Origin of the sequence: Actinoplanes sp. NPDC048967, assembly GCF_040649415.1 — a bacterium.
In the GTDB taxonomy this organism is placed as follows: Bacteria; Actinomycetota; Actinomycetes; order Mycobacteriales; family Micromonosporaceae; genus Actinoplanes.
Genome location: NZ_JBEZFL010000003.1, coordinates 444,584 through 468,569, shown reverse-complemented (window position 1 = coordinate 468,569; position 23,986 = coordinate 444,584). Strand labels below are relative to the sequence as shown.

Annotated in this window: 25 protein-coding genes; 13 read left to right on the top strand and 12 right to left on the bottom strand. The window is 72.5% G+C overall.

Annotated features, from left to right (window positions below; translation table 11 throughout):
* Positions 1 to 35 precede the first annotated feature (35 nt).
* The gene (locus AB0C12_RS14720) at positions 36 to 947 is read left to right on the top strand and encodes an EamA family transporter (RefSeq protein WP_360547953.1); all 912 of its coding nucleotides are present in this window, start codon (positions 36 to 38) and stop codon (positions 945 to 947) included.
* Positions 944 to 1,720 carry an imidazole glycerol phosphate synthase subunit HisF gene (gene hisF / locus AB0C12_RS14715; protein ID WP_360547951.1) on the top strand — a complete coding sequence of 259 codons (777 nt, stop codon included), beginning with the start codon at positions 944 to 946 and terminating at the stop codon, positions 1,718 to 1,720. The genes AB0C12_RS14720 and hisF overlap by 4 nt, the downstream gene beginning before the upstream one ends.
* Before the next feature lie 262 nt (positions 1,721 to 1,982).
* On the opposite strand, the gene AB0C12_RS14710 is transcribed toward hisF, so the two are convergent.
* Complete coding sequence (locus AB0C12_RS14710) at positions 1,983 to 2,411, bottom strand: hypothetical protein (protein ID WP_360547949.1); 429 nt, start codon at positions 2,409 to 2,411, stop codon at positions 1,983 to 1,985.
* 188 nt (positions 2,412 to 2,599) lie between these two features.
* Complete coding sequence (locus AB0C12_RS14705; RefSeq protein ID WP_360547947.1) at positions 2,600 to 3,295, bottom strand: hypothetical protein; 696 nt, start codon at positions 3,293 to 3,295, stop codon at positions 2,600 to 2,602.
* A 59-nt stretch (positions 3,296 to 3,354) separates the two neighbouring features.
* Between AB0C12_RS14705 and AB0C12_RS14700 the strand changes: the two genes are divergently transcribed.
* From AB0C12_RS14700 to AB0C12_RS14690, 3 genes are all read left to right on the top strand, one after another.
* Positions 3,355 to 4,812, top strand: a complete 1,458-nt coding sequence (locus AB0C12_RS14700) for a PLP-dependent aminotransferase family protein (protein ID WP_360547945.1) — start codon at positions 3,355 to 3,357, stop codon at positions 4,810 to 4,812.
* A 493-nt stretch (positions 4,813 to 5,305) separates the two neighbouring features.
* Positions 5,306 to 5,518 (top strand): hypothetical protein, encoded by a 213-nt coding sequence (locus AB0C12_RS14695; RefSeq protein ID WP_360547943.1) that lies wholly within the window; start codon positions 5,306 to 5,308, stop codon positions 5,516 to 5,518.
* Positions 5,515 to 5,973, top strand: a complete 459-nt coding sequence (locus AB0C12_RS14690; RefSeq protein WP_360547941.1) for a pyridoxamine 5'-phosphate oxidase family protein — start codon at positions 5,515 to 5,517, stop codon at positions 5,971 to 5,973. Before AB0C12_RS14695 ends, AB0C12_RS14690 begins: the two co-directional genes overlap by 4 nt.
* A 62-nt stretch (positions 5,974 to 6,035) precedes the next feature.
* On the opposite strand, the gene AB0C12_RS14685 is transcribed toward AB0C12_RS14690, so the two are convergent.
* Positions 6,036 to 7,859 carry a long-chain fatty acid--CoA ligase gene (locus tag AB0C12_RS14685; RefSeq protein ID WP_360547939.1) on the bottom strand — a complete coding sequence of 608 codons (1,824 nt, stop codon included), beginning with the start codon at positions 7,857 to 7,859 and terminating at the stop codon, positions 6,036 to 6,038.
* Between the two features lie 265 nt (positions 7,860 to 8,124).
* Between AB0C12_RS14685 and AB0C12_RS14680 the strand changes: the two genes are divergently transcribed.
* Complete coding sequence (locus AB0C12_RS14680; RefSeq protein WP_360547937.1) at positions 8,125 to 9,333, top strand: S8 family peptidase; 1,209 nt, start codon at positions 8,125 to 8,127, stop codon at positions 9,331 to 9,333.
* 67 nt (positions 9,334 to 9,400) lie between these two features.
* Here the strand turns inward: AB0C12_RS14680 and AB0C12_RS14675 are convergent, their stop codons facing one another.
* Entirely contained in the window at positions 9,401 to 9,880 is a 480-nt protein-coding gene (locus tag AB0C12_RS14675) for a PepSY domain-containing protein (protein ID WP_360547935.1), read from the bottom strand.
* 161 nt (positions 9,881 to 10,041) lie between these two features.
* Between AB0C12_RS14675 and AB0C12_RS14670 the strand changes: the two genes are divergently transcribed.
* Positions 10,042 to 10,695 (top strand): calcium-binding protein, encoded by a 654-nt coding sequence (locus tag AB0C12_RS14670; protein WP_360547933.1) that lies wholly within the window; start codon positions 10,042 to 10,044, stop codon positions 10,693 to 10,695.
* A gap of 10 nt (positions 10,696 to 10,705) precedes the next feature.
* Here the strand turns inward: AB0C12_RS14670 and AB0C12_RS14665 are convergent, their stop codons facing one another.
* From AB0C12_RS14665 to AB0C12_RS14655, 3 genes are read right to left on the bottom strand one after another with little or no spacing between them, the layout of a single operon-like run.
* Complete coding sequence (locus AB0C12_RS14665; RefSeq protein WP_360547931.1) at positions 10,706 to 11,437, bottom strand: class I SAM-dependent methyltransferase; 732 nt, start codon at positions 11,435 to 11,437, stop codon at positions 10,706 to 10,708.
* Positions 11,438 to 11,458: 21 nt separating this feature from the next.
* A complete protein-coding gene (locus AB0C12_RS14660) occupies positions 11,459 to 12,733 on the bottom strand; it encodes a HAMP domain-containing sensor histidine kinase (protein WP_360547929.1) in 1,275 nt (424 codons plus the stop codon).
* The gene (locus AB0C12_RS14655; RefSeq protein ID WP_360547927.1) at positions 12,730 to 13,413 is read right to left on the bottom strand and encodes a response regulator transcription factor; all 684 of its coding nucleotides are present in this window, start codon (positions 13,411 to 13,413) and stop codon (positions 12,730 to 12,732) included. Before AB0C12_RS14655 ends, AB0C12_RS14660 begins: the two co-directional genes overlap by 4 nt.
* A gap of 101 nt (positions 13,414 to 13,514) precedes the next feature.
* Here AB0C12_RS14655 and AB0C12_RS14650 point away from each other — a divergent pair, with 101 nt between their 5' ends.
* Together AB0C12_RS14650 and AB0C12_RS14645 are read left to right on the top strand one after the other, a co-directional pair.
* The gene (locus AB0C12_RS14650; protein ID WP_360547925.1) at positions 13,515 to 13,988 is read left to right on the top strand and encodes a hypothetical protein; all 474 of its coding nucleotides are present in this window, start codon (positions 13,515 to 13,517) and stop codon (positions 13,986 to 13,988) included.
* A 23-nt stretch (positions 13,989 to 14,011) separates the two neighbouring features.
* On the top strand, positions 14,012 to 15,007 hold the full coding sequence (locus tag AB0C12_RS14645) for an aldo/keto reductase (RefSeq protein WP_360547923.1): 996 nt from the start codon (positions 14,012 to 14,014) through the stop codon (positions 15,005 to 15,007).
* A gap of 4 nt (positions 15,008 to 15,011) precedes the next feature.
* On the opposite strand, the gene AB0C12_RS14640 is transcribed toward AB0C12_RS14645, so the two are convergent.
* Complete coding sequence (locus AB0C12_RS14640; protein WP_360547921.1) at positions 15,012 to 15,641, bottom strand: TIGR03085 family metal-binding protein; 630 nt, start codon at positions 15,639 to 15,641, stop codon at positions 15,012 to 15,014.
* A gap of 193 nt (positions 15,642 to 15,834) precedes the next feature.
* Here AB0C12_RS14640 and AB0C12_RS14635 point away from each other — a divergent pair, with 193 nt between their 5' ends.
* On the top strand, positions 15,835 to 17,610 hold the full coding sequence (locus AB0C12_RS14635) for an ABC transporter ATP-binding protein (protein WP_360549010.1): 1,776 nt from the start codon (positions 15,835 to 15,837) through the stop codon (positions 17,608 to 17,610).
* Positions 17,607 to 19,394, top strand: a complete 1,788-nt coding sequence (locus tag AB0C12_RS14630) for an ABC transporter ATP-binding protein (RefSeq protein WP_360547919.1) — start codon at positions 17,607 to 17,609, stop codon at positions 19,392 to 19,394. Before AB0C12_RS14635 ends, AB0C12_RS14630 begins: the two co-directional genes overlap by 4 nt.
* Position 19,395: 1 nt before the next feature.
* On the opposite strand, the gene rpsD is transcribed toward AB0C12_RS14630, so the two are convergent.
* Complete coding sequence (gene rpsD / locus AB0C12_RS14625) at positions 19,396 to 20,004, bottom strand: 30S ribosomal protein S4 (protein ID WP_212993645.1); 609 nt, start codon at positions 20,002 to 20,004, stop codon at positions 19,396 to 19,398.
* A gap of 86 nt (positions 20,005 to 20,090) precedes the next feature.
* Here rpsD and AB0C12_RS14620 point away from each other — a divergent pair, with 86 nt between their 5' ends.
* Positions 20,091 to 20,840: a DUF2470 domain-containing protein gene (locus AB0C12_RS14620; protein WP_360547917.1), complete on the top strand. Its 750-nt coding sequence runs from the start codon at positions 20,091 to 20,093 to the stop codon at positions 20,838 to 20,840.
* Between the two features lie 88 nt (positions 20,841 to 20,928).
* Complete coding sequence (locus AB0C12_RS14615) at positions 20,929 to 21,753, top strand: alpha/beta hydrolase (RefSeq protein ID WP_360547915.1); 825 nt, start codon at positions 20,929 to 20,931, stop codon at positions 21,751 to 21,753.
* A gap of 27 nt (positions 21,754 to 21,780) precedes the next feature.
* Here the strand turns inward: AB0C12_RS14615 and AB0C12_RS14610 are convergent, their stop codons facing one another.
* From AB0C12_RS14610 to AB0C12_RS14600, 3 genes are read right to left on the bottom strand one after another with little or no spacing between them, the layout of a single operon-like run.
* The gene (locus AB0C12_RS14610; protein WP_360547913.1) at positions 21,781 to 22,389 is read right to left on the bottom strand and encodes a TetR family transcriptional regulator; all 609 of its coding nucleotides are present in this window, start codon (positions 22,387 to 22,389) and stop codon (positions 21,781 to 21,783) included.
* 12 nt (positions 22,390 to 22,401) lie between these two features.
* A complete protein-coding gene (locus AB0C12_RS14605) occupies positions 22,402 to 23,139 on the bottom strand; it encodes an ABC transporter permease (protein ID WP_360547911.1) in 738 nt (245 codons plus the stop codon).
* Complete coding sequence (locus tag AB0C12_RS14600; protein WP_360547909.1) at positions 23,136 to 23,861, bottom strand: ABC transporter ATP-binding protein; 726 nt, start codon at positions 23,859 to 23,861, stop codon at positions 23,136 to 23,138. Before AB0C12_RS14600 ends, AB0C12_RS14605 begins: the two co-directional genes overlap by 4 nt.
* Positions 23,862 to 23,986: the final 125 nt, after the last annotated feature.

Here is a 23,986-nt window from a genome sequence, read left to right as displayed (position 1 = left end):
GGTGCTTCAGCATCAACGGCGGCGACGCTGGGACGGTGAAACCGCGTGACATCGCCCTCGCCGTGGCCGTGGCCGCCGCCTGGGGCGTCAACTTCGTCGTGATCGACGTCGGCCTGGACCACTTCCCGCCGCTGTTGTTCTCGGCGCTGCGGTTCCTGCTGGCCGCGTTCCCCGCGGTCCTGTTCGCCGGGCGCCCACCCACTCGCTGGCGCTGGGTGATCGCGGTCGCCCTCACCCTCGGGGTGGTGAAGTTCTCGCTGCTCTTCGCCGGGATGGCCGCCGGCATGCCGGCCGGCCTGAGCTCCCTGGTCCTGCAGAGCCAGGCGGTGTTCACGACGGTCTTCGCGGTGCTGCTGCTGCGCGAGCGCCCCGGCCGGCGGCGCGTCGCCGGGCTGGCGGTCGCGGCGCTCGGCATCGGCGTCGTCGCGGTCCGGCTCGGCGCGGACGGACTGCCGGCCGGAGCATTCGGCCTGGTCCTGGGTGCGGCTGTGGCCTGGGGCCTGTCCAACGTGGCCACCCGGCAGGCGGCACCGACCGACACGCTCCGCTTCATGATCTGGGTCAGCGCGGTGGCGACCCTGCCGCTGGCGGTGCTCTCCCTGATCGTCGAAGGCCCGGCCACGGACCTGGCCGCGCTGCGCGCGATCAACGTCCCCGCGGCCGGCGCCCTGCTGTACGTCGCGCTGATCTCGACCCTGGCCGGCTTCGGCGCCTGGGGCGCCCTGATCAGACGGTACGGCGCATCGGCCGTCGCCCCGTTCTCGATGCTGGTGCCGATCTTCGGCATCGCCTCGGCGGCCCTGCTCCTGGACGAGACCGTGCACGCGACGGACGTGGCCGGCGGAGTGCTCGTGATCGGCGGTGTCCTGATCGGGGTACTGGGCCCGGCCCGGCCTGTGGATACTCCCGAACCGGCCGGCCGGCGGCTCGATAGGGTTGGGGCATGACGGTGGCGGTGCGGGTGATTCCCTGTCTCGACGTGGACGCGGGACGGGTGGTCAAAGGAATCAACTTCGTCGACCTGCGCGACGCGGGCGACCCGGTGGAGCTGGCCGCGGCCTACGACGCCGCCGGCGCCGACGAGCTGACCTTCCTGGACGTGACGGCGTCGTCCGACGACCGCGGCACCATGCTCGACGTGGTCCGCCGCACGGCGGAATCGGTCTTCATCCCGCTGACGGTGGGCGGCGGCGTCCGCTCGGTCGACAACGTCGACACACTGCTGCGCGCGGGAGCCGACAAGGTCGGGGTCAACACGGCGGCGATCCACCGGCCGGAGCTGATCGCGGAGATCGCGGACCGCTTTGGCAATCAGGTGCTGGTGCTGTCCCTCGACGTACGCCGGCTGCCGTCGGGGCCGACGCCGGAGCACCCCAGCGGCTGGGAAGTGACGACGCACGGCGGTCGCAAGAGCGCCGGGCTGGACGCGGTGGAGTGGGCGCGGCGAGCGGCCGAGCTGGGCGCGGGGGAGATCCTGCTCAACTCGATGGACGCGGACGGGACCAAAGCGGGGTTCGACCTGGAGCTGATCGCGGCGGTCCGGGCGGTGGTCGACATTCCGGTGATCGCCAGCGGTGGGGCCGGGGCGGTGGGGCACTTTCCGCCGGCGGTGGCGGCGGGGGCCGATGCGGTGCTGGCCGCCAGCGTCTTCCACTTCGGAGAGTTGACCATCGGCGAGGTCAAGGAGAGTCTGCGAGCGGCGGGTAACCCGGTCCGCTGAGCGACGGCTCGTCGCGCGGTCCGGCGATCCGCTTCGGCGGTGCGGCCGGTCCGGCGGTCAGGCTCGGCGATCCGAGTACGACCCGGCAGTCTGGGCGGTAGCGCCGCGCAGTCGTGTGATCCGGCGGCCTTGCCGGCCACTGCCGCCGAGGCGGCGCCGACGGTCCGGCCTGGCGGCTTGTTCCGGCCTGGCGGCTTGTTCCGGCCTGGCGGCTTGTTCCGGCCTGGCGGCTTGGGCCGGCCTGGCGGCCGGGCCGGTTCGGTCAGCGGCCGTCGGCCAGGCGCAGGGAGTATTCGCGGACGGCCGCGTTGTAGGTGCGCTCGTCGAGCTTCCAGTCGGACTCGCCCGGCGTGGCCGCCCGGTTCAGCTGCGTCTGCAGCGTCACGACCGCCGACGACAGACCGCTGAACGGCCTGGTGCGCCACAGCTGCTCGCCCGCCGGTGCCACTTCGACCAGGTCGTCGTCCACCGTGAGCAGGCCGGCCCCGGCCAGGCGGCGCACGGAATCCTCCAGCTCGGACCGGCTGGGCACGCTGTGGTGCAGGAAGTCGGCCGCGGCCAGCACGTCGGCCAGGCTCGCGCCGGTCACCGGAAGCGCCGCGTGCAGGGCCCGGTCGCGCTCCAGGCGCTCGGCGATGACCGCGGACACGAAGATCCAAGCGTCGTTCCAATGCCAGTCGCCAGCCCCCATGTCGCCATGATGCCGTGCGGCCGCCGAACCGGAAAGCGATTGTGTCGCGATGATCACCAAGCTGTGTCCGCCGCCCGGACATATCGCCCGCTTCGCCGACCCCGGGAGTGGCGCCATGGAACCAGCGCCACCGCGAGACCCTGTCCGGCATCGGTCGTGGTCGACGCCGTGACCGCCGTGGATCGGGGTCAGGCCGCCACGGCCGGCGCGATCTGAGGCACGCCCGGCTGCGGCTCGCCCTCGGTGGCCACGGCCGGGTCATCCACCGTTGCCGGCACGGCGAAGGCCGGCATGAACAACTGCACCAGCGGCCCGATGCCCAGCGCGTACGCCACCGTTCCGAACCCGATGGTGCCGCCCAGCAGCACCCCCACGCCCAGGACCAGCACCTCGATACTGGTCCGGACCACCCGGATGGACAGCCGCGGCCACCGGTTGACGATCCCCGTCATCAGGCCGTCGCGCGGCCCCGGCCCGAACCGGGCACCGATGTACATCGCCGTCGCGACCCCGTTCAGGGCGATCCCCACCACCAGGTACGTGATCCGCATCGCCATCGATCCGCCCGGGGTCAGCACCGCCAGGGCGCCGTCGGCCGCGAAGCCGATCACCACCAGGTTGGCGATCGTGCCGAAGCCGGGGCGCTGCCGCAGCGGGATCCACAGCAGCAGGACCGGGATGCCGGTCAGCAGCACCACCCAGCCGAAGCTGACCCCGGTGGCCTTCGACACACCCTGGTGGAAAACGTCCCACGGGTTCAGCCCGAGGTCGCTCTCCACCATGAAAGCCATGCTTATGCCGTACAGGACCAGGCCCGCGAAGAGCTGGGTCACGCGGCGGGGCAGGCGGGCGCCGACGGGAACGAGGTTGCTGAGACGACTCATAAGTGCCACTCTGAAGGCCAATTAGCGGCGATCAAAGAGCCAATTTGCCGGAGGTGGCCATGACGACGTCGGTTCGCGGGGGCCAATTGGCTCGGCTGCTCGGTCAGTGGCACTCCTTGCCGGGGCGGCACCGCAGTCCGGATTATGCCGCGCTGGCCGGGGCGATCCGGGGGCTGCTCACCGACAGCCGGTTGCCGCTGGGCGTTCGGCTCCCCGCCGAACGGGAGCTCGCCGAGGCGCTGGGCATCAGCCGGACGACAGTCACTGCCGCGTACCGCTCGCTCCGCGAGACCGGCCATCTGACGAGCCGGCGCGGCGCCGGCAGCTGGACCACCCTGCCCAACGGCCACCGCGTCGCGTCCTCGGGCCTGTGGACCCCGGACGACGACATGGACATGATCGACCTCGGCGTGGCCGCCTCGGCCGCGCCCGTCGAGCTCGTGCCCGCCGCGCGGGCCGCCGCCGAAGACCTGCCGCGTTTCCTCGGCAGCGCCGGCTACCACCCGACCGGCCTGATGGAGCTGCGCGAGGCGGTCGCGGCCGGCTACACCGCCCGCGGCGTGCCGACCAGCCCGGAGCAGATCCTGATCACCAGTGGTACGCAGCACGCCCTCGACCTGGTGCTGCGCCTGTCCGTCCCGGCCGGCGCGACGGTGCTGGTCGAGTCGCCGACGTACCCGAACGCCCTGGCCGCTCTCTCCGCCCGCCGCGCCCGGATCAACACGCACGGCCTCGACGCGGCCGCCGCCGGCTGGGACGGCGAGATGCTGCTCGGCGCGCTGCGCCAGACCCGGCCCCGGCTGGCGTACGTGATCCCGGAGTTCCAGAACCCGACCGGCCACCTGATGCCCGCCGACCTCCGCGAACGCCTCGTCGCGGCGGCCCACGCCACCGGCACCGAGCTGGTCGTCGACGAGTCCTTCGTGGACCTGCCGCTGGACGGCACCCCGGTCCCGCCGCCGGTCGCCGTCTTCGACCGGCACTCCCGGGTCGTCTCGATCGGCGGCATGAGCAAGGCCTACTGGGGTGGCCTGCGGATCGGCTGGGTCCGCGCGTCCGCGCCGCTGGTGCAACGCCTCGCGGCCCTGCGCGTCGGCGTCGACATGGCCAGCCCGGTCCTCGAACAACTGGTCGCGTGCCACCTGCTGCGGGACGCGGAAACCATCGTGGCCGCCCGGCGTGCGGAGCTCTCGTCCCGGCGGGATGCGCTGGTCGCGGCGCTGGGTGAGTACCTGCCGGAGTGGCGCTTCACGGTGCCGGCCGGCGGGGTGATGCTGTGGGCGGAGCTGGACGGACCGATCTCCAGCGCGCTGGCCCGGGCGGCCGAGGACGTCGGCGTACGGCTCGCGCCCGGACCCCGGTTCGGCCTGGACGGCACCCTCGAACGCTTCATCCGGCTGCCGTTCGCCCTGCCCGCCGACGACCTGCGGGAGGCGGTCCGCCGGATCGCGTCGGTCCGCCACGACCTGGACCGCGCCGCCCGGCCGGCCTGGCGCACACCCGCCGTCATCGCCTGACCCGCCCGGCGGGCCTGGCGCACACCCGCCGTCATCGCCTGACCCGACTCCTCGCCCGGCCCGCCCGGCCCGCCGGGACCGCCGGCCCTCGGGAAACGTCGGGCCGCCGGGAGCGTCGGGCCGCGGGAGCGTCGGGCCGCGGGAGCGTCGGGCCGCGGGAGCGTCGGGCCGCCGTGGAACGCCGGCCCGCCGGGAACGCCGGCCCGCGGGAAACGTCGGCCTGGCCGGGTCCAGGCACACCCGGGAGACCGCCGTGGTGAGCCGGCCGGTCAGGTCGCCGACCTCGGACGTGTCGCTGCGACCGAGCCGTAGCCGGGCTTCCTGCACGGCGTCATCGGCCTCGCCGGCCGAGCCGAGCATCCGTTGCGCCACCGCCCGCAGATGGGGCCGGTCGGCATCGGCGCCATTGTCATCCCGGTCAGCGACCTCACCGCGACGAAGGGCGGTCTACGGCGCCTGCTCGGCGTGGCCCCGGAGGTGGAGCAGCCCTACTATGTCGGCTACACCGTGGGCGGTCAGCACCTCGGCCGGCCGGACCCGCCCGGTGATGTACTGGCCCGTGACAGACATCAGGACGGCTCTGCCAGGCCTGCTGGCCGCGGGAGCCGAGCAAGTGCAGGAGGTCAAGGACGTGGGCGACGGCAAGCTGATCGCGACGGTACGCGACAAGGACGGCACCGTCCTCGGCCTCCTCCAGCCGGCATGAGCCAGCCGGAACCGCGCCCGCGGGCGATCCGCCGAGCCGACGTCCTGGCCAAACTGACCGCCCCGGTCGCCGATGTCTGGGTCGCCACGAGCGCTCCGGAGGGGCCCTACCTGGTGCCGCTCACGCTCGCCTGGCTGCGGGAGCGGATCGTGCTGGCCACCGACGGCAGGTCGCGCACAGCCATGAACCTCGGGGCGAGCGGCACGGCCCGGCTGGCCCTCGGTGGGACCCGTGACGTCGTCATGATCGACGCGGTGCTGGAGGAGACGTTCCCGGTGGCGCAGGCGCCGTCCTGGGTGGCGGACGGCTACGCGGCCGGCACCGACTGGGACCCGCGCGCGGCCGGCGGCACCTACGCCTACCTGATCCTGCGCCCGGACCGCATCCAGGCCTGGCGCGAGGAGAACGAACACCAGGGCCGCACCCTGATGCGCGACGGCGCCTGGCTGAGCTGATCCGCCAAAGGCGCGGGCGCCGCGATCAGAGATCGCGGCGCCCGGTCCTGCCTGGTTCAGGGCTACATCTGTACGAGCGAACCGGCGTACATCTTGTCGATCTGCTCGGCGAAGTTGGTCTCCACGCTGCGCCGCTTGATCTTCATCGACGGGGTGATCTCGCCCTGCTCGATGCTCAGGTCGCGGGGCAGGATGGCGAACTTCTTGATGGTCTCCCACCGGTTGAGCTTGCCGTTGAGCTCCTCGATGTAACCGGCGATCAGCGCTTCCGTCTCGGCCGCGGTCACGATCTCGCGGTAGCTCTTGCCGGCCAGCGGGCCGCCCGCCGCCCAGCCCGCGATCGCTTCCTCGTCCAGCGAGATCAGCATCGTCACGTAGTTGCGGGCCTGACCCACCACGACCGCCTGCGACGTGTACGGGCAGACCGCCTTGAACATGCCCTCGATCGCCGACGGGGCGATGTACTTGCCGCCGGAGGTCTTGACCAGGTCCTTCTTCCGGTCGGTGATCTTCAGGTAGCCGTCGCTGTCCAGCTCACCGATGTCACCGGTACGGAAGAAGCCGTCCTCGGTGAACGACTCCTCGGTCTCCTGGGGCAGGTTGTGGTAGCCGCGCATCACCGGGGCGCCGCGCAGCAGGATCTCGCCGTCGCTGTCGATGCGGCACTCCAGGTCGCCCAGCGGCTGGCCGACCGTACCGATCTTGAGCTTGCCCATCCGGTTGACGAAGTTCGCCGCGCTCGACTCGGTCAGGCCGTAGCCCTCCATGATGGGCAGGTTGGCCGCCGCGAAGAACTCCGCGATGTCACGGCTCAGCGGGGCCGAGCCGGAGACCAGCACCCGCAGCCGGCCGCCGAGGCGCTGCTGCAGCTTGCTGAAGACCAGCTTCTCGGCGACCGCGTACTTGGCCTTCAGCACCCCGCCGACCGGCTTGCCGGCCTGCTCCAGGGCGACCTTCTGCTTGCCCACGCCGACCGCCCAGCCGAAGATCTTGGCCTTGGCGCCGCCGGCGCTCAGCGCGGTCGTCACCGTCTTGTTGTAGACCTTCTCGAAGATCCGCGGCGCCGCGCACATGAGCGTCGGCTGCACCACGGCGAGCATGTCGACCAGCTTGTCGACGCGCCCGTCGACGTACGTCGGCACGCCCACGTGCAGGATGCCGCAGAGCAGGGTCTTGCCGAACGAGTGCGACAGCGGCAGCCACAGATACTGCAGGTCGGTCGACTCGAACAGGCCCAGGTCGGCCTGCGCCACGCCCTCCCAGGTCCAGCCGCGGTGCAGCAGCTGCACGCCCTTGGGCCGGCCGGTCGTGCCGGAGGTGTAGATCAGGGTGGCCACGTTGTCCGGGCCGACGCCCTCGACGATCCGGTCCACCAGGTCGGGCTGCTCGGCGAGCGCCGCCCGGCCGCGCTCCTCGAGCTCGGCCAGGGTCAGCTGCGGCGGCGTGGCGTTCGCGTCGGCCAGGCCGTCGATCAGCACCACGTGGGTGACCGAGGTGTCCGCGCCGGCCAGCTTCAGGGCCTGCTGCGGGTTCTCGGCCACCAGCACCTTGGAGCCGGAGTCGGCCACGATGTAGGCCGCGTCCTCGGGCTCGGTGGTGGGGTAGACCGTGGTGGTCGCCGCGCCGGCGCAGTTGATGCCGAGGTCGACCAGGACCCATTCGAGGCGGGTGCCGGACAGGATCGAGACCCGGTCCTCCAGGCCCACGCCGAGCCCGGCCAGCCCGGCGGCGATCGCCGTGGCCCGCTCGCCGACCTGGGACCAGGTCAGCCAGCTGATCGCGGTGTCGTTCGCCGTCGGTACGGCGAAGGCCTGACCGTTCGGGGTCGCCCGCACACGTTGCAGGAACATGTCCGGGATCGACCGGTAGGGAACCTCGAGAGCCATCGGGCGCCGCCTCTTTGCGTCTATGGGGGATTACGTGACAGCCGTGTTACCGCAGAGTATTGCCCGGGCGTCGCGAGGGCCAGAGTGCGGTGGGTGGACCTGCACAGGTGATCCTAACCGGGTCACCGCCCGGGGTCTTTCAGCAACGGCGGTATGGCCCTTTCGATATAGAGGAATGTCGACGTCCTGCCCCTAATCTCAGCTCAACGGACCGGGTGGGCCACAAGCCCAGGACACGGGTCTGCAGGCGCGAGAGAGGAAAAGCATGGCGATTCGACGCCCCCGAAGCGGCCGGTTCCTGGCCGTGAGTGTGCTCGTCGTGGCAACGACGACCGTCGCGACGGTGACCCCGGCGACGGCAGCCCCCGCCACCGGGCAGATCCGGCTCGCCGGCACCGCCGACGCGGTGGCCGGCAGCTACATCGTGGTTCTCAAGGACAGCGCGGTCGCGAAGACCAACCGCGTGGCGGCCGTCGGCGACAAGTCGTCGAGCCTGGCCCGCGGCTACGGCGCGGAGGTCCGCCGCACGTTCGGCGCGGCGCTCAACGGATTCGAGGCCGGGATGAGCGAGGCCGCGGCGAAGCGGCTCGCCGCCGACCCGAGCGTCGCCTACGTCGAGCAGAACCAGCGGGTCTCGCTGCTCGCCACCCAGACCGGTGCCACCTGGGGCATCGACCGCATCGATCAGCGGGCCCGGCCGCTGAGCACCACGTACACGTACACCACCACGGCGAGCAACGTGACGGCGTACATCATCGACACCGGCATCAAGTACACCCACAACGACTTCGGGGGCCGGGCCCGGGTGGGCTACGACGCCGTCGGTTCCGGCGGGGTGGACTGCAACGGCCACGGCACGCACGTCGCCGGTACGGTCGGCGGCGCCACGTACGGCGTCGCGAAGGCCGTCAAGCTCGTCGGCGTCCGGGTGCTCAACTGCTCCGGCAGCGGCACCAACGCCGGGGTCATCGCCGGCGTCAACTGGGTCACCCAGAACGCCGTCAAGCCGGCCGTGGCCAACATGAGCCTCGGCGGCGGCGTCAGCACCGCGCTCGACAACGCCGTGGCCAACTCGATCAGCTCGGGTGTCACGTACGCCCTGGCGGCCGGTAACTCGACCGCGAACGCCTGCAACTCCTCGCCGTCGCGGGTCGCCTCGGCCATCACGGTCGGCGCCACCACGAGCACCGACGCCCGCGCCTCGTACTCGAACTACGGCACCTGCCTGGACATCTTCGCGCCGGGCTCGGCCATCACTTCGGACTGGTACAGCAGCAACACCGCGACCAACTCGATCAGCGGCACGTCGATGGCCTCGCCGCACGTGGCCGGGGCCGCGGCCCTGGTGCTGGCGGGCAGCCCGTCGCTGACCCCGGCCCAGGTGCGCGACACCCTGGTCAACAAGGCCACCCCCAATGTGGTGACCAGCCCGGGCACCGGCTCGCCGAACCGCCTGCTCTACGTCGGCAGCTGAACCCCGCGCAACGCGACGGAGCCCCGGACCGCGAGGTCCGGGGCTCCACTCCGGCCGGGGTACGGCGTCAGTCGTCCGAGCTGTCGTCGTCGGAGTCGTCATCCGAGTCGTCGTCGGAGTCGGGCCCGTCGTTGTCGGTCTCGCTCTCGTGCCGCAGCACCTCGCCGCTGGCGCGGTCCACGTCGATGTCGTGCTCGACCGGGCCGGCCTGGACCTCGATGTCCCATACCGCGCGGCCGTGCTCGGTCTCCCGCTCGCTGTCGGTGACCTGGCCACCCCCGGCCGCCTTGATCGCGATCTCCTTGGCGGCGTCCAGGCTGACGGCGTCGGCGGCCGCGGGCGCCGAGGAGGCCGACGAGGACGGGTCCGCCGAGGACGGGACCGACGACGAAGGCGCGGGGGAGTCGGTGGAGGCCGACGGCGCCGGCGCGGCGACGATCGCCGTACCCGACGTGTCGTCACTGCCCGCCGCCATCGCCGTGCCGCCGAGGGCGAGCGCGGCCACCGCGCCGGCGGCGAGGGCGGAAGCGGTACGAAGCCTGATCATGAAAACCTCCGGTGTCGTGAACGGAACACCGACAGGTTCGCGCCCGGCGCGCTATGGCCGCGCTGTGTGACCACTAAGACCGGGTTAAGGCCGCCGGGACACACGGAATCGCCGGCTCCCTCTATGCTCCCGGCGAAGATCAACAGAACGGGGGAGCAACTGTGCGCCGGAGCCTCATCGCGGCCGGAGTCGTCGTTTTCGGGGTGGCTGTGCTGCCCGGCGCGGCGCAGGCCGGTCCCGCCGACGGCAGGGTCTGGGTGACCGGGTCCGACCGGCTGCAGTACCAGGCCGCCCACGGCAAGCAGAGCCGGGTCGTCATCACCCGCTCCGGCCGGACGGTCACCGTCGACGACAAGGTGGCGGTGAAGGCCGGCAAGGGCTGCAAGCCCGTCAAGGGCGACCGCACCAAGGTCCGTTGCACCCTGAGGAAGACTCCGACGAAGATCACCGTGAACCTCGGGGACCGCAACGACACCCTGCGCAACGACAGCGATCTGAAGCTGCACGTGTACGGCGGCACCGGCAAGGACTCCATCACCGGCGGCCCCCGCGCCGACTTCGTCCAGGGCGACGCCGGCAACGACAAGCTGTACGGCCGCGGCGGCGCCGACTCCCTCTACGCCGGCACCGGAAACGACACCGTGTCCGGTGGGGACGGCGACGACTTCATCATGGGCGAGGACGGCCGCGACCGGCTGTACGGCGGCGCTGGTGGCGACTCGATCTCCGGTGGCGACGGCGACGACTGGCTGCACGGCGGGGCCGGCGAGGACCAGCTGCTCGGCGAGGGCGGCAAGGACACCATCGCCGGCTGACCGGACCGGGTCAGAGCCGGTAGACCGAGACGTGGTCGGTGCTCGTCGCGTCGAACGGGCTGCGGTGCCAGTCGGCGTAACGGGCCTCCAGGTGCAGGCCGGCCTGCGCGGCGAGCCGGTCGATCTGCTCCGGCCACAGGTAGCGCATCCCGAACGGCTGCAGGTGTACGCCGCCCGGGGTGAAGCTCACGTTCTGGCGGACGTACGTCTGCGCGGCCCGGTCGTAGCGGTGCAGCCGCAGCGCGGCCGCGTCCTCGGTCACCGAGCGGACCTGCGGATGCTGCTCGTCGCGTTCGAAATCGGCCGGGTTCGGCACGAAGGCCTCGATGACGAACGCGCCGCCGGGGGTCAGCACCCGGGCGACGTTGCGGAAGCAGGCGGCCTGCCGGTCGGCGTCGACCAGGTTGAACAGAGTGTTGAAGACCAGATAGGCCAGCGGGAACCGGCCCCGTACGGCGACGTCGGCCATGTCGCCGATGACCACCGGCAGGTCCGCGCCGCCGGGCTTGGCGCGCAGCTTGGCCACCATCTCGGGTGAGCCTTCCACCCCCTCGACGCGCAGACCGCGGGCGGCCAGCGGCAGGGCCACCCGGCCGGTGCCGATGGCGAGCTCCAGCACCGGGCCACCGGCGGCGATCCCGGCGAGGAAATTCACGGCCGCGGCCGGGTCGGGGTTGCTCGTCGCGTCGTACGCGGCGGCCCACTGGCGCCCGAACAGGCCGGGGTCATCGAACATCGACATGCCCGTCAGGACAACAGAGGATCAATCGGGCGGCAAGCGCTTTACCGAAGCCAGTTCCAGCCGGACCCGCGCGCCGCCGCCCGGGGCGGTGCCCACCTGCATGGTCCCGCCACCGGCTTCGGCGGCCCGGCGGGCGATGTCCAGCCCCAGCCCGGTCGAGCCGCTGCCCGACGAACCCCGGGACAGCGCCTCGGCCGGGAAGCCCGGGCCGGAGTCGTCGACGGTCAGCACCGCCCCGCCGCCCGGGCGTCCGGTCAGCGACACGACCAGGGCGGTGCCGTCCGGGGTGTGCGCGAAGACGTTGCCGAGCAGGGCGTCCAGCGCCGCCGCCAGCTCGTCGGCCGGCAGCGCCACCGGCAGAGGTGCGGACGGTAGCTCACGGCGTACCTCTCGATCGGTGTCCTCGGCCAGCACCGTCCAGAAGGCGACCCGGTCCGCGACCACCGCGGTGGCGTCGGCCGCGGCCGCGCGGTCGCCGCCGCGCCGGCGGGCCTGCTGGATCACCGCCGTGACCGCCCGCTCGATGCTGTCCGCGGCCGCCGAGACCCGCGCGGCCTCCTCCTCGTCGCGCAGCGACTCCGCCTCCAGCCGCAGCGCCGTCAGCGGCGTGCGCAGCCGGTGCGACAGGTCGGCGACCTGCTCGCGTTCCTCGCGCAGCAGGTCCTGGATGCGCCCGGCGAGATGGTTCAGCGCGACGGCGACCTCGCGCACCTCGCGCGGGCCGGACGGGCTGGCCCGCGCGGTCAGCTCGGCCCGGGCCAGCCGGTGCGAGACCGCGGACAGGTCGGCGATCGGCGCCACGATGCTGCGGGCCAGCCGGTCGGCCACCACCAGCCCGAGCAGCACCAGGGCCAGGCCGAGCCCGGCCAGCACCAGCCAGGACCGGGCCACCCCGCTGGTGAGCTCCCCGGCCGGGACCACGGTCCGCACCACGTACGTCGCGTCGCCGCTGAGCACCGGCACCACGATCTCCCGGCCGGCGTCGGTGTCCACGGTGAAGGACCGGCCGTTGGCCTGGGCCAGCCGTACGGCCGGGGTGCGGTCGGCGGCCGCGCCCAGCACCGGGCCGTCCGGCGGGAAGACGCTGACCGGCAGCGGCAGCCCTTGGACGGTCAGGGCCAGCGACCCGGGATCGGTGGTGCCGATCTGCGGCACGATCGTCTGCAGCACGTCGTTGGCCCGGCCGATCGCCCGGTCCTCGGTGACCTGGCGGATCAGCAGCGCGAGCGGCACCAGGAACGCGAGGAGCACCAGGCACGTGGTCGCTGCGACCAGCAGAGTCAGCCGCCGTCTCATGCCGGACCGCTCAGCCGGACTCCCACCCCGCGGACCGTGTGCAGGTAGCGCGGCTCCTGGGCGGTCTCACCGAGCTTGCGGCGCAGCCACGACAGGTGCACGTCGACCGTCTTGTCGGCGCCGCCGTACGGGACCTGCCACACCTCGCTGAGCAGTTCCCGCTTGCTCACCACCTGCCCGGCCCGGGTCGCCAGGTGGTGCAGCAGGTCGAACTCGCGCGGCGTCAGGTCCAGGTCGGCACCGTCCAGGGTGGCCGTGCGCGCGCCGGCGTCGATGCGCAGCCCGCCGACGGCCAGCGCCACCGGCTCGGCACCGGTCACCCCGCCGCGGCGCAGCACCGCACGCACCCGGGCGTCGAGCTGCGCGGCGGTGAACGGCTTGACGATGTAGTCGTCGGCGCCCGCGTCCAGCACCCGGACGATCTCCTCCTCGTCGTCGCGCGCGGTCGCCACGATGACCGGTATCGCGCTGACCGCGCGCAGCATCCGCAGCAGCTCCCGGCCGTCCAGGTCGGGTAGCCCCAGGTCGAGCACGACCAGGTCGGGCCGCTCGGCCAGGGCGGTGCGCAGGCCGTCCATCGCGGTGTGCGACGCGGCCACGGCATGGCCGCGCTCGCGCAGGGCACGGAGCAGAGTGGTACGGATCGCCGAGTCGTCCTCGATCAGCAGGAGGTGGGCCACGCTGCACGGTAACCCGGTACCCCGGGCGCGACGACGCTCTTAACCGTCCCTTAGCGTGCCCGCGGGCCCGGCTTAGGGTGGCGCCCGGCATAGTCGGTCAGGTGAATCGTCGAATGTTGCTGGTGACCGCCGGCTGGCTCGGCGCGGCGGTGCTCGCCGTGCTGGTCGGTCTCGCGGCGGTCAGTGTCATCGGTAACGGGCTGACCACGCCGGAGACCCGCCCGCTGAGCGCGGCCGAGGTGGCCGACGAACTGGCCCGCCAGGTCGCCGTGTCGCCGTCGGCCTCGCAGGGCTCCGGCAGCCGCCCGGCGGTCACGCCGTCGGTGTCCGCCGCCCCGCCCACTCAGACTTTCCCGACCCGGGCGGGCACGGTCGTCGGTCGCTGTGTCGGCTCCCGTCCCGAGGTGGTCAGCATGTCGCCGCGGCAGGGTTACGAGCTGCACGAACAGGACCGCGGCCTGCAGGACGACGACGCCGAGGGCGAGTTCCGCGCCCAGGGTGGCGGCGGCCGGGACCGGGTGAAGTTCGAGATCGTCTGCCGGGCGGGCATCCCGGCGCTGGTCGCCGACGACTGAGAAATTGTGCTGGAGTGGTCCTCATGCACACCATCGAGCTGGGCGACGGCCTGACCGTGAGCGCCCTCGGCTACGGGGCGATGGGTCTCGCCGACGTGTACGGACCCGCGCAGCAGGACGAGTCGCTCGCCACCCTGCACCACGCCGTGGACGTCGGCGTGACCTTCCTGGACACCGCCGACGTGTACGGCGCCGGCAGCAACGAGCGCCTGCTGGCCCGGCTGCTGGCCGACCGCCGCGATGAGGTGACGCTGGCCACCAAGTTCGGCATCACCGCCGCGGACGGCGACCTCGGCACCATGGCCACCCGGGGCGACGCCGCGTACGTGCGGCAGGCCTGCGACGCCAGCCTGGGCCGGCTGGGCGTCGACGTCATCGACCTGTACTACCTCCACCGCCGCGACCTGCGGGTGCCGATCGAGGAGACCGTCGCGGCGATGGCCGAGCTGGTCCGCGCCGGCAAGGTACGCCACCTGGGCCTGTCCGAGGTGACCGCCACCGAGCTGCGGCAGGCGTACGCGGTCCATCCGATCGCTGCCGTGCAGAGCGAGTGGTCGCTGTGGAGCCGGGACGTGGAGCGGGCCGTGGTGCCGGCCGCCGCTGAGCTCGGGGTGGGCTTCGTGCCGTACTCGCCGCTGGGCCGGGGTTTCCTCACCGGCACTCTCGATCGGGCGGCGATCGCGGGGGACTGGCGGGCCGGGCTGTCCCGCTTCTCCGGTTCCGCGTTCGACCGCAATCAGGCCGTGGTCGAGGGCGTGCGCGGGGTGGCCGCCGAGGTGGGCGCGACTCCGGCCCAGGTCGCGCTGGCCTGGCTGCGCATCCGGGGTGAGCGGCTGGGCCTGCCGGTCGTGCCGATCCCGGGCACCCGGCGCGCCGCCCGGGTCGATGAGAATGTCGCGAGCCTCGAGGTGCGGTTGGATCCGGCGCAGGTCGCGCTGCTCGACGACCTGGCCGGTGCGGTGGTCGGCCCGCGGTCGGACCACAGCGACCCGAACTGGGTCTCCGCCACCCGGGAGTAGCCGGTCAGAGACCGATCGCGGCGGTCGTCAGCTTCGCGACTGCGTCGGACTCGCCGGTGACCTGCACCTCGGCCACCCGCTGCCGGCCGGAGACGAACAGGGCCAGCTCGCCCGGCTCGCCGGTGACGGTGGCCCGGGGCTCGCCGGCCCCGATCCGCAGGGATCCGAAGCCGGGCGCCTCGACCTGTACACCGAAGCCGACCTTGCGCAGGGCCAGCCGGGCGGTCAGCTTGGTGGCGTTCCAGATCGCCTGCTGCTCGCCGTGCTCCAGGCCGCGGCGGGTGAAGCCGGGCGTGGCCCGCCGGACGTCCTCGTGGTGGATGAAGAACTCGACGGTGTTGCTCAGCGAGTCGACCAGGGGATTGCTGACCGGGCTCCACCAGGGCGGGGTGCGCACCTCCTGGATGATCTCCGGGTACGGCTGGGCGGCCTTGGCCAGCCGCACGTGCTCTCCGTGCCCGGCCAGCGGCGGGATCAGCATGCCGATCATGGCGTCCGGCCGCCGTTCGCGGACCACCAGATGCGCGGCGAGGTCCCGGGTGGTCCAGCCCGCGCACACCGTGTCCAGGTCCGGGCCCACCTGGTGCAGCAGGTCGGCGAGCTGCCGGCGCTCCGCGCGCGCGTAGTCGGTCATACGCCGATGGTAGGCGTGATGCGGGTCTCCCGCCCGGCGGCTCGGTCCGGGCTGCACGTCAGTGTGCTTGTTGCCACAATATAAATCTGTGGCGTTTCGCGGTCGGTTCGGCAGGATGGACCGGTAAGGCAGGAACAGCCGGTCGGCACTTACCGCAGGGCGGGGGACTTTGACCACGAGGGCCAGTCGTGACGTGCTGGGCCGAGGCCTGCGCGTGCTCGGCCGGGCGATCCGGACCGAACCCCGGCTCTTCGTCATCGGCACCATCGGCAGCAGCCTGTTCGGCCTGCTGGTCATCGCGAACTCGTTCGTGGTGGGCGGGGTGATCGGCAACGTCGTCGTGCCCGCGTTCGCCGAGCACCGGGCCGGCGCCGGTGAGATGGCCCTGATCGCCGCCGCGTTCATCGGCATCGCGCTGCTGCGGGTGGCCAGCATCTTCGGCCGCCGGCTGGGCGCGGGCTACATGCAGTTCCGGTTGCAGGCCCGCTACCGCCGCGCGGTGACCCGGCGCTATCTGGCCCTGCCGCCCGCCTGGCACCAGCGGCACGCCACCGGCACCCTGCTGTCGAACGCCAACTCCGACGTCGAGGCCGCCTTCGTGCCGATCGCGCCGCTGCCGTTCGCGGTCGGCACGATTGTGATGATCGCCGCCGCGCTGGTCTCGCTGTTCCTCACCGACTGGGTCCTGGCCCTGGTCGGCGTCTGCCTCTTCCCGGCACTGTTCGGCCTCAACCTGGTCTACTCGCGCCGGATGTCACCCCGGCAGATCCGCGCCCAGCAGCTGCGCGGCAAGGTCAGCGCGGTCGCCCACGAGAGCTTCGACGGTGCGCTGGTGGTCAAGACCATGGGCCGCGAGGCCGACGAGTCCCGGCGTTTCGCCGTGCACGTGACCGAGCTGCGCGATGCCCTGATCTCGGTCGGCCGCTTGCGCGGCCTGTTCGACCCGGTGATGGACAGCCTGCCCAGCGTCGGCACGCTGGCCGTGCTGCTGCTCGGCGCGTGGCGGCTGCAGTCCGGCGCGATCAGCGTCGCCGAGCTGGTCAGCGTCTCGTTCCTGTTCACCGTGCTGGCCTTCCCGGTCCGGGCGATCGGCTGGGTGGTCGCCGAGCTGCCGCGCAGCGTGGCCGGCTGGGAGCGGGTCCAGGCGGTGCTCGGCGCCGACGGCGACCTGGCGTACGGCTCGGCCGCCCCGGCCCGCACCGGGCCGGCGGAGATCGCCTTCGATCACGTGCGCTTCTCGTACGGCGACGGCACCGAGGTGCTGCACGACGTCTCCTTCACCGTCCCGGCCGGCCGCACCGTGGCCCTGGTCGGCGCGACCGGTTCGGGCAAGTCGACCATCGCCTCGCTGGCCGTCCGGCTGGTCGACCCCGACAAGGGCACGGTGTGCATCGACGGCACCCCGCTGCCCGAGCTGAGCGTGCCCGCCCTGGCCTCGGCGGCGGCGCTGGTGCCGCAGGTGCCGTTCGTCTTCGACGACACCGTGCGGGGCAACGTGACGCTGGACCGCGAGGGGCTCGACGACGAGGTGGCCTGGTCGGCGCTGCGTCAGGCCCAGGCCGAGGGCTTCGTCGCCCACCTCCCGGAGGGCCTGGACACCGCGGTCGGCGAGCGCGGCACGTCGCTGTCGGGCGGCCAGCGCCAGCGGCTGACCCTGGCCCGCGCGCTGGCCGGGCGGCCGAGGCTGCTGGTGCTCGACGACGCCACCAGCGCGGTCGATCCGCGGGTCGAGGCGGCCATCCTGGCCTCGCTGCGCGGGGACGACTCCGGCGCCTCGATCCTGGTGGTGGCCTACCGGCGGGCCACGATCGCGCTCGCCGATCTGGTCGTCTACCTGGAGGACGGCCGGGTGGTCGCCACCGGCACGCACACCGAGCTGATGGCCACCGAGCCCGGCTATCTCAACCTGGTCACCGCGTACGAGCAGGCCGAGGCCGCTCGCGAAGAGGACAGCAAGGTCATCGCGTGAGCACCGCCGTACTGGAGAAGCCCGTTGCTGAAGAGGGCGCCCTGGCCACGTTCCGCCGCGGTGTCGCGCTCTCGCCCGAGCTGCGCCCCGGCCTGATCGGCACGCTCGCGCTCGCGCTGGTCTCGATGGCCGGCCGGGTCGCCGTGCCGATCGCCATCCAGCAGGGCATCGACCGCGGCATCCGCGCGCCCGGCGGGCCCGATCTGGGCATCGTCGCGGCGATCGTCGGCCTGACCCTCGCCGTCCTGGTCGTCTCCACGGCCTGCGGCTATGCGATGACCCGCCGGCTGTTCACGGTCAGCGAGACCGCGCTGGGTGCGCTGCGCTCGCGCACGTTCCGGCACATCCACGACCTGTCGATGCTGCACCAGCAGTCCGAGCGGCGGGGCTCGCTGGTCTCGCGGGTCACCGGCGACGTCGACCAGATCACCCAGTTCCTGCAGACCGGCGGCGTGATGCTGCTGCTCACCTCGGGGCAGCTGGTGGTCACCACCATCGTCATGTTCTTCTACTCGTGGCAGCTCACCCTGGTGGTGTTCGCCGCGTTCCTGCCGGCCGTGATCGTGATCCGGCTGTTCCAGAAGCGGCTCGCCGGCGTCTACCGGATCGTGCGCGAGCGCACCGGCGTCATGCTCGGCGCGGTCGCCGAGAGCGTGGTCGGCGCGACGGTCATCCGCGCGTACGGCGTGGCCGGGCGCACCGGCCGGCGGCTCGACACCTCGATCGACAACCTGCGGGTGGCGCAGCAGAAGGCGCTGCGGACCAGCGTGATCAGCTTCTCCACCGGGGAGCTGGCGGCCGGCGTGGCGCTGGCCGCCGTGGTGGTCGTGGGCCTGCTGCTCGGCGTCGACGGCGGCCTGAGCGTGGGCAAGCTGACCGCGTTCCTGTTCCTGGTCACCCTGTTCATCCAGCCGGTGCAGATCGCCACCGAGGTGCTCAACGAGGCGCAGAACGCGGTGGCCGGCTGGCGCCGGGTGCTCGACGTGCTCGACATCGAGCCGGACGTGGCCGACCCGGACGCCGAGGGGGTGGAGCTGCCGCCCGGCCCGCTGTCGGTGCGCTTCGCCGACGTGTCGTACCGCTATCCCGGCGGCCCGGTCGTGCTCGCGGATGTCGATCTCGAGATCGCGCCGAAGACCCGGGTCGCGGTGGTCGGCGAGACCGGCAGTGGCAAGACGACGTTCGCCAAGCTGCTCACCCGGTTGATGGACCCGGCCGGCGGTCAGGTGCTGCTGTCCGGCACGCCGCTGACCTCGGTGCGTTTCACGTCCCTGCGCAAGCGGGTGGTGATGGTGCCGCAGGACGGCTTCCTGTTCGACGCGACGGTGGCGGAGAACATCCGCTTCGCGGCGCCCGGGCTGACCGACGAGGATCTCGAACGGGCCTTCACCGAGCTGGGCCTGGCGGACTGGCTGGCCGGGCTGCCGCTCGGCCTGCTGACCCCGGTGGGCGAGCGCGGCGAGGCGCTCAGCGTGGGGGAGCGGCAGCTGGTGGCTCTGGTACGCGCCTACGTGGCCGACCCGGACCTGCTGGTGCTCGACGAGGCGACCAGCGCGGTCGACCCGGCCACCGAGGTGCGCCTGCAGCGGGCCCTCGACACCGTGACCCGCGGTCGCACCACCGTGGCGATCGCCCACCGGTTGTCCACCGCGCAGTCCGCCGACGAGGTGATCGTGGTGGACGCGGGCCGCGTCGTGCAACGCGGCCCGCACGCCACCCTGATCCAGGACGAGGACTCGATCTACGCCAAGCTCTTCGCCTCGTGGCTGGAGCAGACCCGCTGACTCAGCGCGCGTAGAACTCGACGACCAGCTGCTCGTCGCAGACCACCGGGACCTCGGCGCGCAGCGGCTTGCGGATCACCGTGGTGCGCAGTTCCTCGACCACCGTGGACAGATACGGCGCGGTCGGGCCGTCCAGGTGCGCGCCGGTGGCCGCGATCTGGAACGGCGGCTTCTGCCGGCTGGTCTCCCGGACCTCGACGACCTGTCCGGGCTTGAGCCGGTACGACGGGCGGTCGACCTTCTTGCCGTCGACCAGGAAGTGGCCGTGCGCGACCAGCTGGCGGGCCTGGTAGATGGTGCGGGCCAGGCCGGCGCGCTGCACGGTGGCGTCCAGGCGGCTCTCCAGCAGGGCGACCATGTTCTCGCCGGTCTTGCCTTCCTTGCGGTGCGCGTCCTCGTAGGCCCGGCGCATCTGCGCCTCGCTGATGTTGTACTGGTGCCGCAGGCGCTGCTTCTCGAGCAGCCGGACCTGGTAGTCCGACGCCTTGCGCCGCCCCCGGCCGTGCACGCCCGGCGGGAACGGCCGCTTCTCGAAGTACTTGACGCACTTGCGGGTCAGCGGAATGCCGAGGGCCCGCGAGAGCCGGGCCTTGGGACGGGAGTTGTTCACGGGCGATCTCACTTCGCATGAGGGGTGTTGTACGGTTAGGCTCACCTTACTAAGGCAATCCTAACCGGTGCTCGGAGGTACCTGACATGCAGCCCACGCCCGCCGAGGTCGCCCGTACCCTGGCCGCCGGTCACCTGCCCGCCGTCGCGCACATCGCCTGCCGGCAGGGCCCGTACCCGGTCCGGCACGTGACCGACAGCCAGGGCCGGGTGCTGCTGCTGGCCCCGCGCAACGGCGCGCTCACCACGGCGCTGCGCCCGAGCGAGGGCAACGACGACACCGCGCTCGTCCTCGACATCAGCGACGTGCCGCCGGTCGCCGGCGCCCCCTCGCTCGGCCGGGTCTGGGTGGCCGGCTGGGCCGTGGCGCTCACCGGCGAGCAGGCCCGCGAGGCCGCCCTGGACTACGCCGACTCCGACCCGGCCCCCGATCTGCTCGACGTGGGCGACTCCCAGGTCCTGCACCGGATGGAGGTCGCGGAGGTGCGCTACGAACGCAACGGCGTGCTGGTCGACGTCGACCCCGACGACTACGCCCTGGCCGGCCCCGACCCGCTGCACACCATCGAGTTCGACCTGATCGCCGACCTCGCCGACCACCATGTCGACGAGATGGCCGGCTACGTCCGCCGTCAACTCGGCCCGGCCGCCCGCCCCGGCGACGAGCCCGAGGTCGTGCGCCTGGACCGGTACGGCTTCGTGGTCCGCCTGGGCGACCGGTTCGCCCGGCTGGCCTTCCCGCGCCCGGTCACCGACCGCCACGACCTGGCCCACCTGCTGCACCCGGTGCTCTGCCACCGGTGCACCCGGGACAGTGCGGCCGAAACAATCCGCTGATCGGATGTTCACCTCGAAGTGGTCCCGGCGGTAGACCGGGACCAGGAGGATTGTCGGCGTAACCGCCGCCCGGACCGATGGAGGCATCATGGGCACGATCACCACACCCGACGGTACGGAGATCTTCTACAAGGACTGGGGCTCGGGCCAGCCGATCGTCTTCAGCCACGGCTGGCCGTTGTCGGCCGACGACTGGGACGCCCAGCTGCTGTTCTTCGTCCAGCACGGCTACCGGGTCATCGCCCACGACCGGCGCGGGCACGGGCGTTCCACCCAGACCAGCGACGGCCACGACATGGACCACTACGCCGACGACCTGGCTGCTCTGACCGCCCACCTCGACCTGCACGACGCCGTGCACGTCGGACACTCCACCGGCGGCGGCGAGGTCGTGCACTACATCGCCCGCCACGGCGAGTCCCGGGTGGCCAAGGCGGTGCTGATCAGCGCGGTACCGCCGCTGATGGTGCAGACCGAGGCCAACCCCGGCGGCCTGCCCAAGAGTGTCTTCGACGACCTCCAGGCGCAGCTGGCCGCCGGCCGGTCCGACTTCTACCGGGCCCTGCCGTCCGGCCCGTTCTACGGCTTCAACCGCCCCGGCGTGGAGCCCTCCGAGGCGATCATCCAGAACTGGTGGCGGCAGGGGATGATGGGCGGCGCCAAGGCGCACTACGACGGCATCGTCGCCTTCTCGCAGACCGACTTCACCGAGGACCTCAAGAAGATCACGGTGCCGGTCCTGGTCATGCACGGTGACGACGACCAGATCGTGCCGTACGCCGACTCCGCGCCGCTGTCGGCGAAGCTGGTGCAGAACGGGACGCTGAAGACCTATGCCGGTTTCCCGCACGGGATGCCGACCACGCAGGCCGAGACGATCAACGCCGACCTGCTGGCCTTCCTGCGGTCCTGACCCGGCCACCGCCCCGCCGGCGCGGGATCAGGCGTCGAAGACGCCCGGCAGGTCACCCGTCAGATAGCGCTGCACGGTCGGGCCGATCGCGGCCACCAGCCGTTCGGGCGGGGCGGAGGCCACCGGCTCGACCTTGAGCAGGTAGCGGATCATCGCGAGGCCGCCGATCTGGGTGGCGACCAGCGCCGCCCGGATCGGTGCCTCCTTCTCGTCGATGTCCAGCTCGGCGATCGCGCGGCGCAGCACCTGGGTGACCACGAACTCGCGCATCAGCCGGGCCGTCCACTCGTTGCTCATCGCCGAGCGCATCAGGGCCACCGCGGCCACGCCGGCGGGGGAGTCCCAGATCCGGAGCACCAGGGCGACGAGCCGCTCGCCCGCCTGCTCGCGGGGCCCGGCCATCGCCTCCGGGATCAGCTCGGCCGGGTTGATCGGTGAGTTCATCGACGCCAGGAAGAGCTTCTCCTTGGTGCCGAAATAGTGGTGGACCAGGGCCGGGTCGACCCCGGCGGCGGCGGCGATGGCCCGTACCGAGGCCTTGTCGAAGCCGGCCTCGGCGAACACGGTGCGGGCGGATTCCAGGATGGACTGCTTGGTGTCCTGGTTGCCCGGACGCCGCCCGCTACGCCGTACCAAAAGAGCTCCTTGTCAGGGGGTGCGGCGCCGCAGCGTCGCGGCGGCCAGGACCAGCGCGACGACCACCGCACCGATCACGACCGTCAGGTCGCGCCACATCGTCGTGGTGGCGTCGGGGTGCGCGCCGACCTGGGTCAGCGCCTCGATCGCGTACGACAGCGGCAGCACGTCCGAGGTCGCCTGCAGCCAGCCGGCCATCTGCCCGCGCGGCACGAACAGCCCGCACAGCAGGATCTGCGGCACGACCACCACCGGTAGGAACTGTACGGCCTGGAACTCGGTACGCGCGAAGGCGCTGCAGAACAGCCCCAGCGCCACCCCGAGCACCGCGTTGACCACGGCGATCAGCACGACCAGCCCGGCGGTGCCGACCGTGTCCAGCCCCAGCGCCCAGTACGCCACCGCCACCGCGACCCCGGCCTGCACCGCCGCGGCCAGCCCGAACGCGAGCCCGTAGCCGAAGAGCAGATCGAGCTTGCCCAGCGGGGTGGTGAGCAGCCGTTCCAGGGTGCCGGTGGTGCGTTCACGCAGCATCGCGATGCTGGTCACCAGGAACATGATCACGAACGGGAAGATCCCGAGCATGACCAGGGCGATGCGGTCGAAGGTGCCACCCGCGCCGTCGTACATGAAATAGAGCAGGACCAGCAGGACCGCCGGCACGACGACCAGCAGGGCCACCGTGCGCCGGTCGTGCCGCAGCTGCCGCAGGATGCGCGCGGCCGTGGAGAGAGTGATCCGCAAGCTCATGCCGCCGCCACCCGCTCGTTGTCGCGGATGAGGCGCAGGAAGGCCTCTTCCAGGTCGTCGGTGCCGGCCGCGGCGCGGATCGCGTCGGGGGAGTCGTCGCCGATCAGCCGGCCCTCGCGGATCAGCAGCAGCCGGTCGCAGCGCCCGGCCTCGTCCATCACGTGGCTCGAGACCAGCAGGGTCGTGCCCGCCGCGGCCAGCGCGTGGAACTTCGCCCACAGGTCGGCCCGCAGCACCGGGTCCTGCCCGACGGTGGGCTCGTCGAGCACCAGCAGCCGGGGCGCGCCGATCATCGCGCAGCCCAGCGAGGCCCGGCTGCGCTGGCCACCGGACAGGTTGCCGACCAGCTGACCGGCGGCGCCGGCCAGGCCGACGTCGGCGATCGCCCGGTCCGCGTCGGCCGCGGCGAGGCCGTACAGCGAGGCGAAGTAGCGGGCGTTCTCCCGGACCGACAGGTCGGCGTAGACGCTGGGGGCCTGGGTGACATAACCGACCGTACGCCGTAGAGCCGGCGCCCCGGCCGGCTCGCCGAGCACCGTGACCGTGCCCGACCTCACCACCTGGACACCGACGATCGCCCGGATGAGCGTCGTCTTGCCGCTGCCGCTGGGACCGAGCAGCCCCGTGACGCTGCCGGCCGCGACCGCGCAGCTGACCCCGTGCAACACGCGGCGCCGGCCGCGCTCGACCACGAGGTCCTGGACCTCGATGGCGCTGGTCATCATGCCTCCCCAAGTAATTCATCGCTCGATGAGTTCAACGCTAGATGAATTCCGCGGGCGGGGCAATGACAAAAGCCGCGACCCCCTCCTCGGGGATCGCGGCTCTCGGGTCGTGCGGTGCCGGC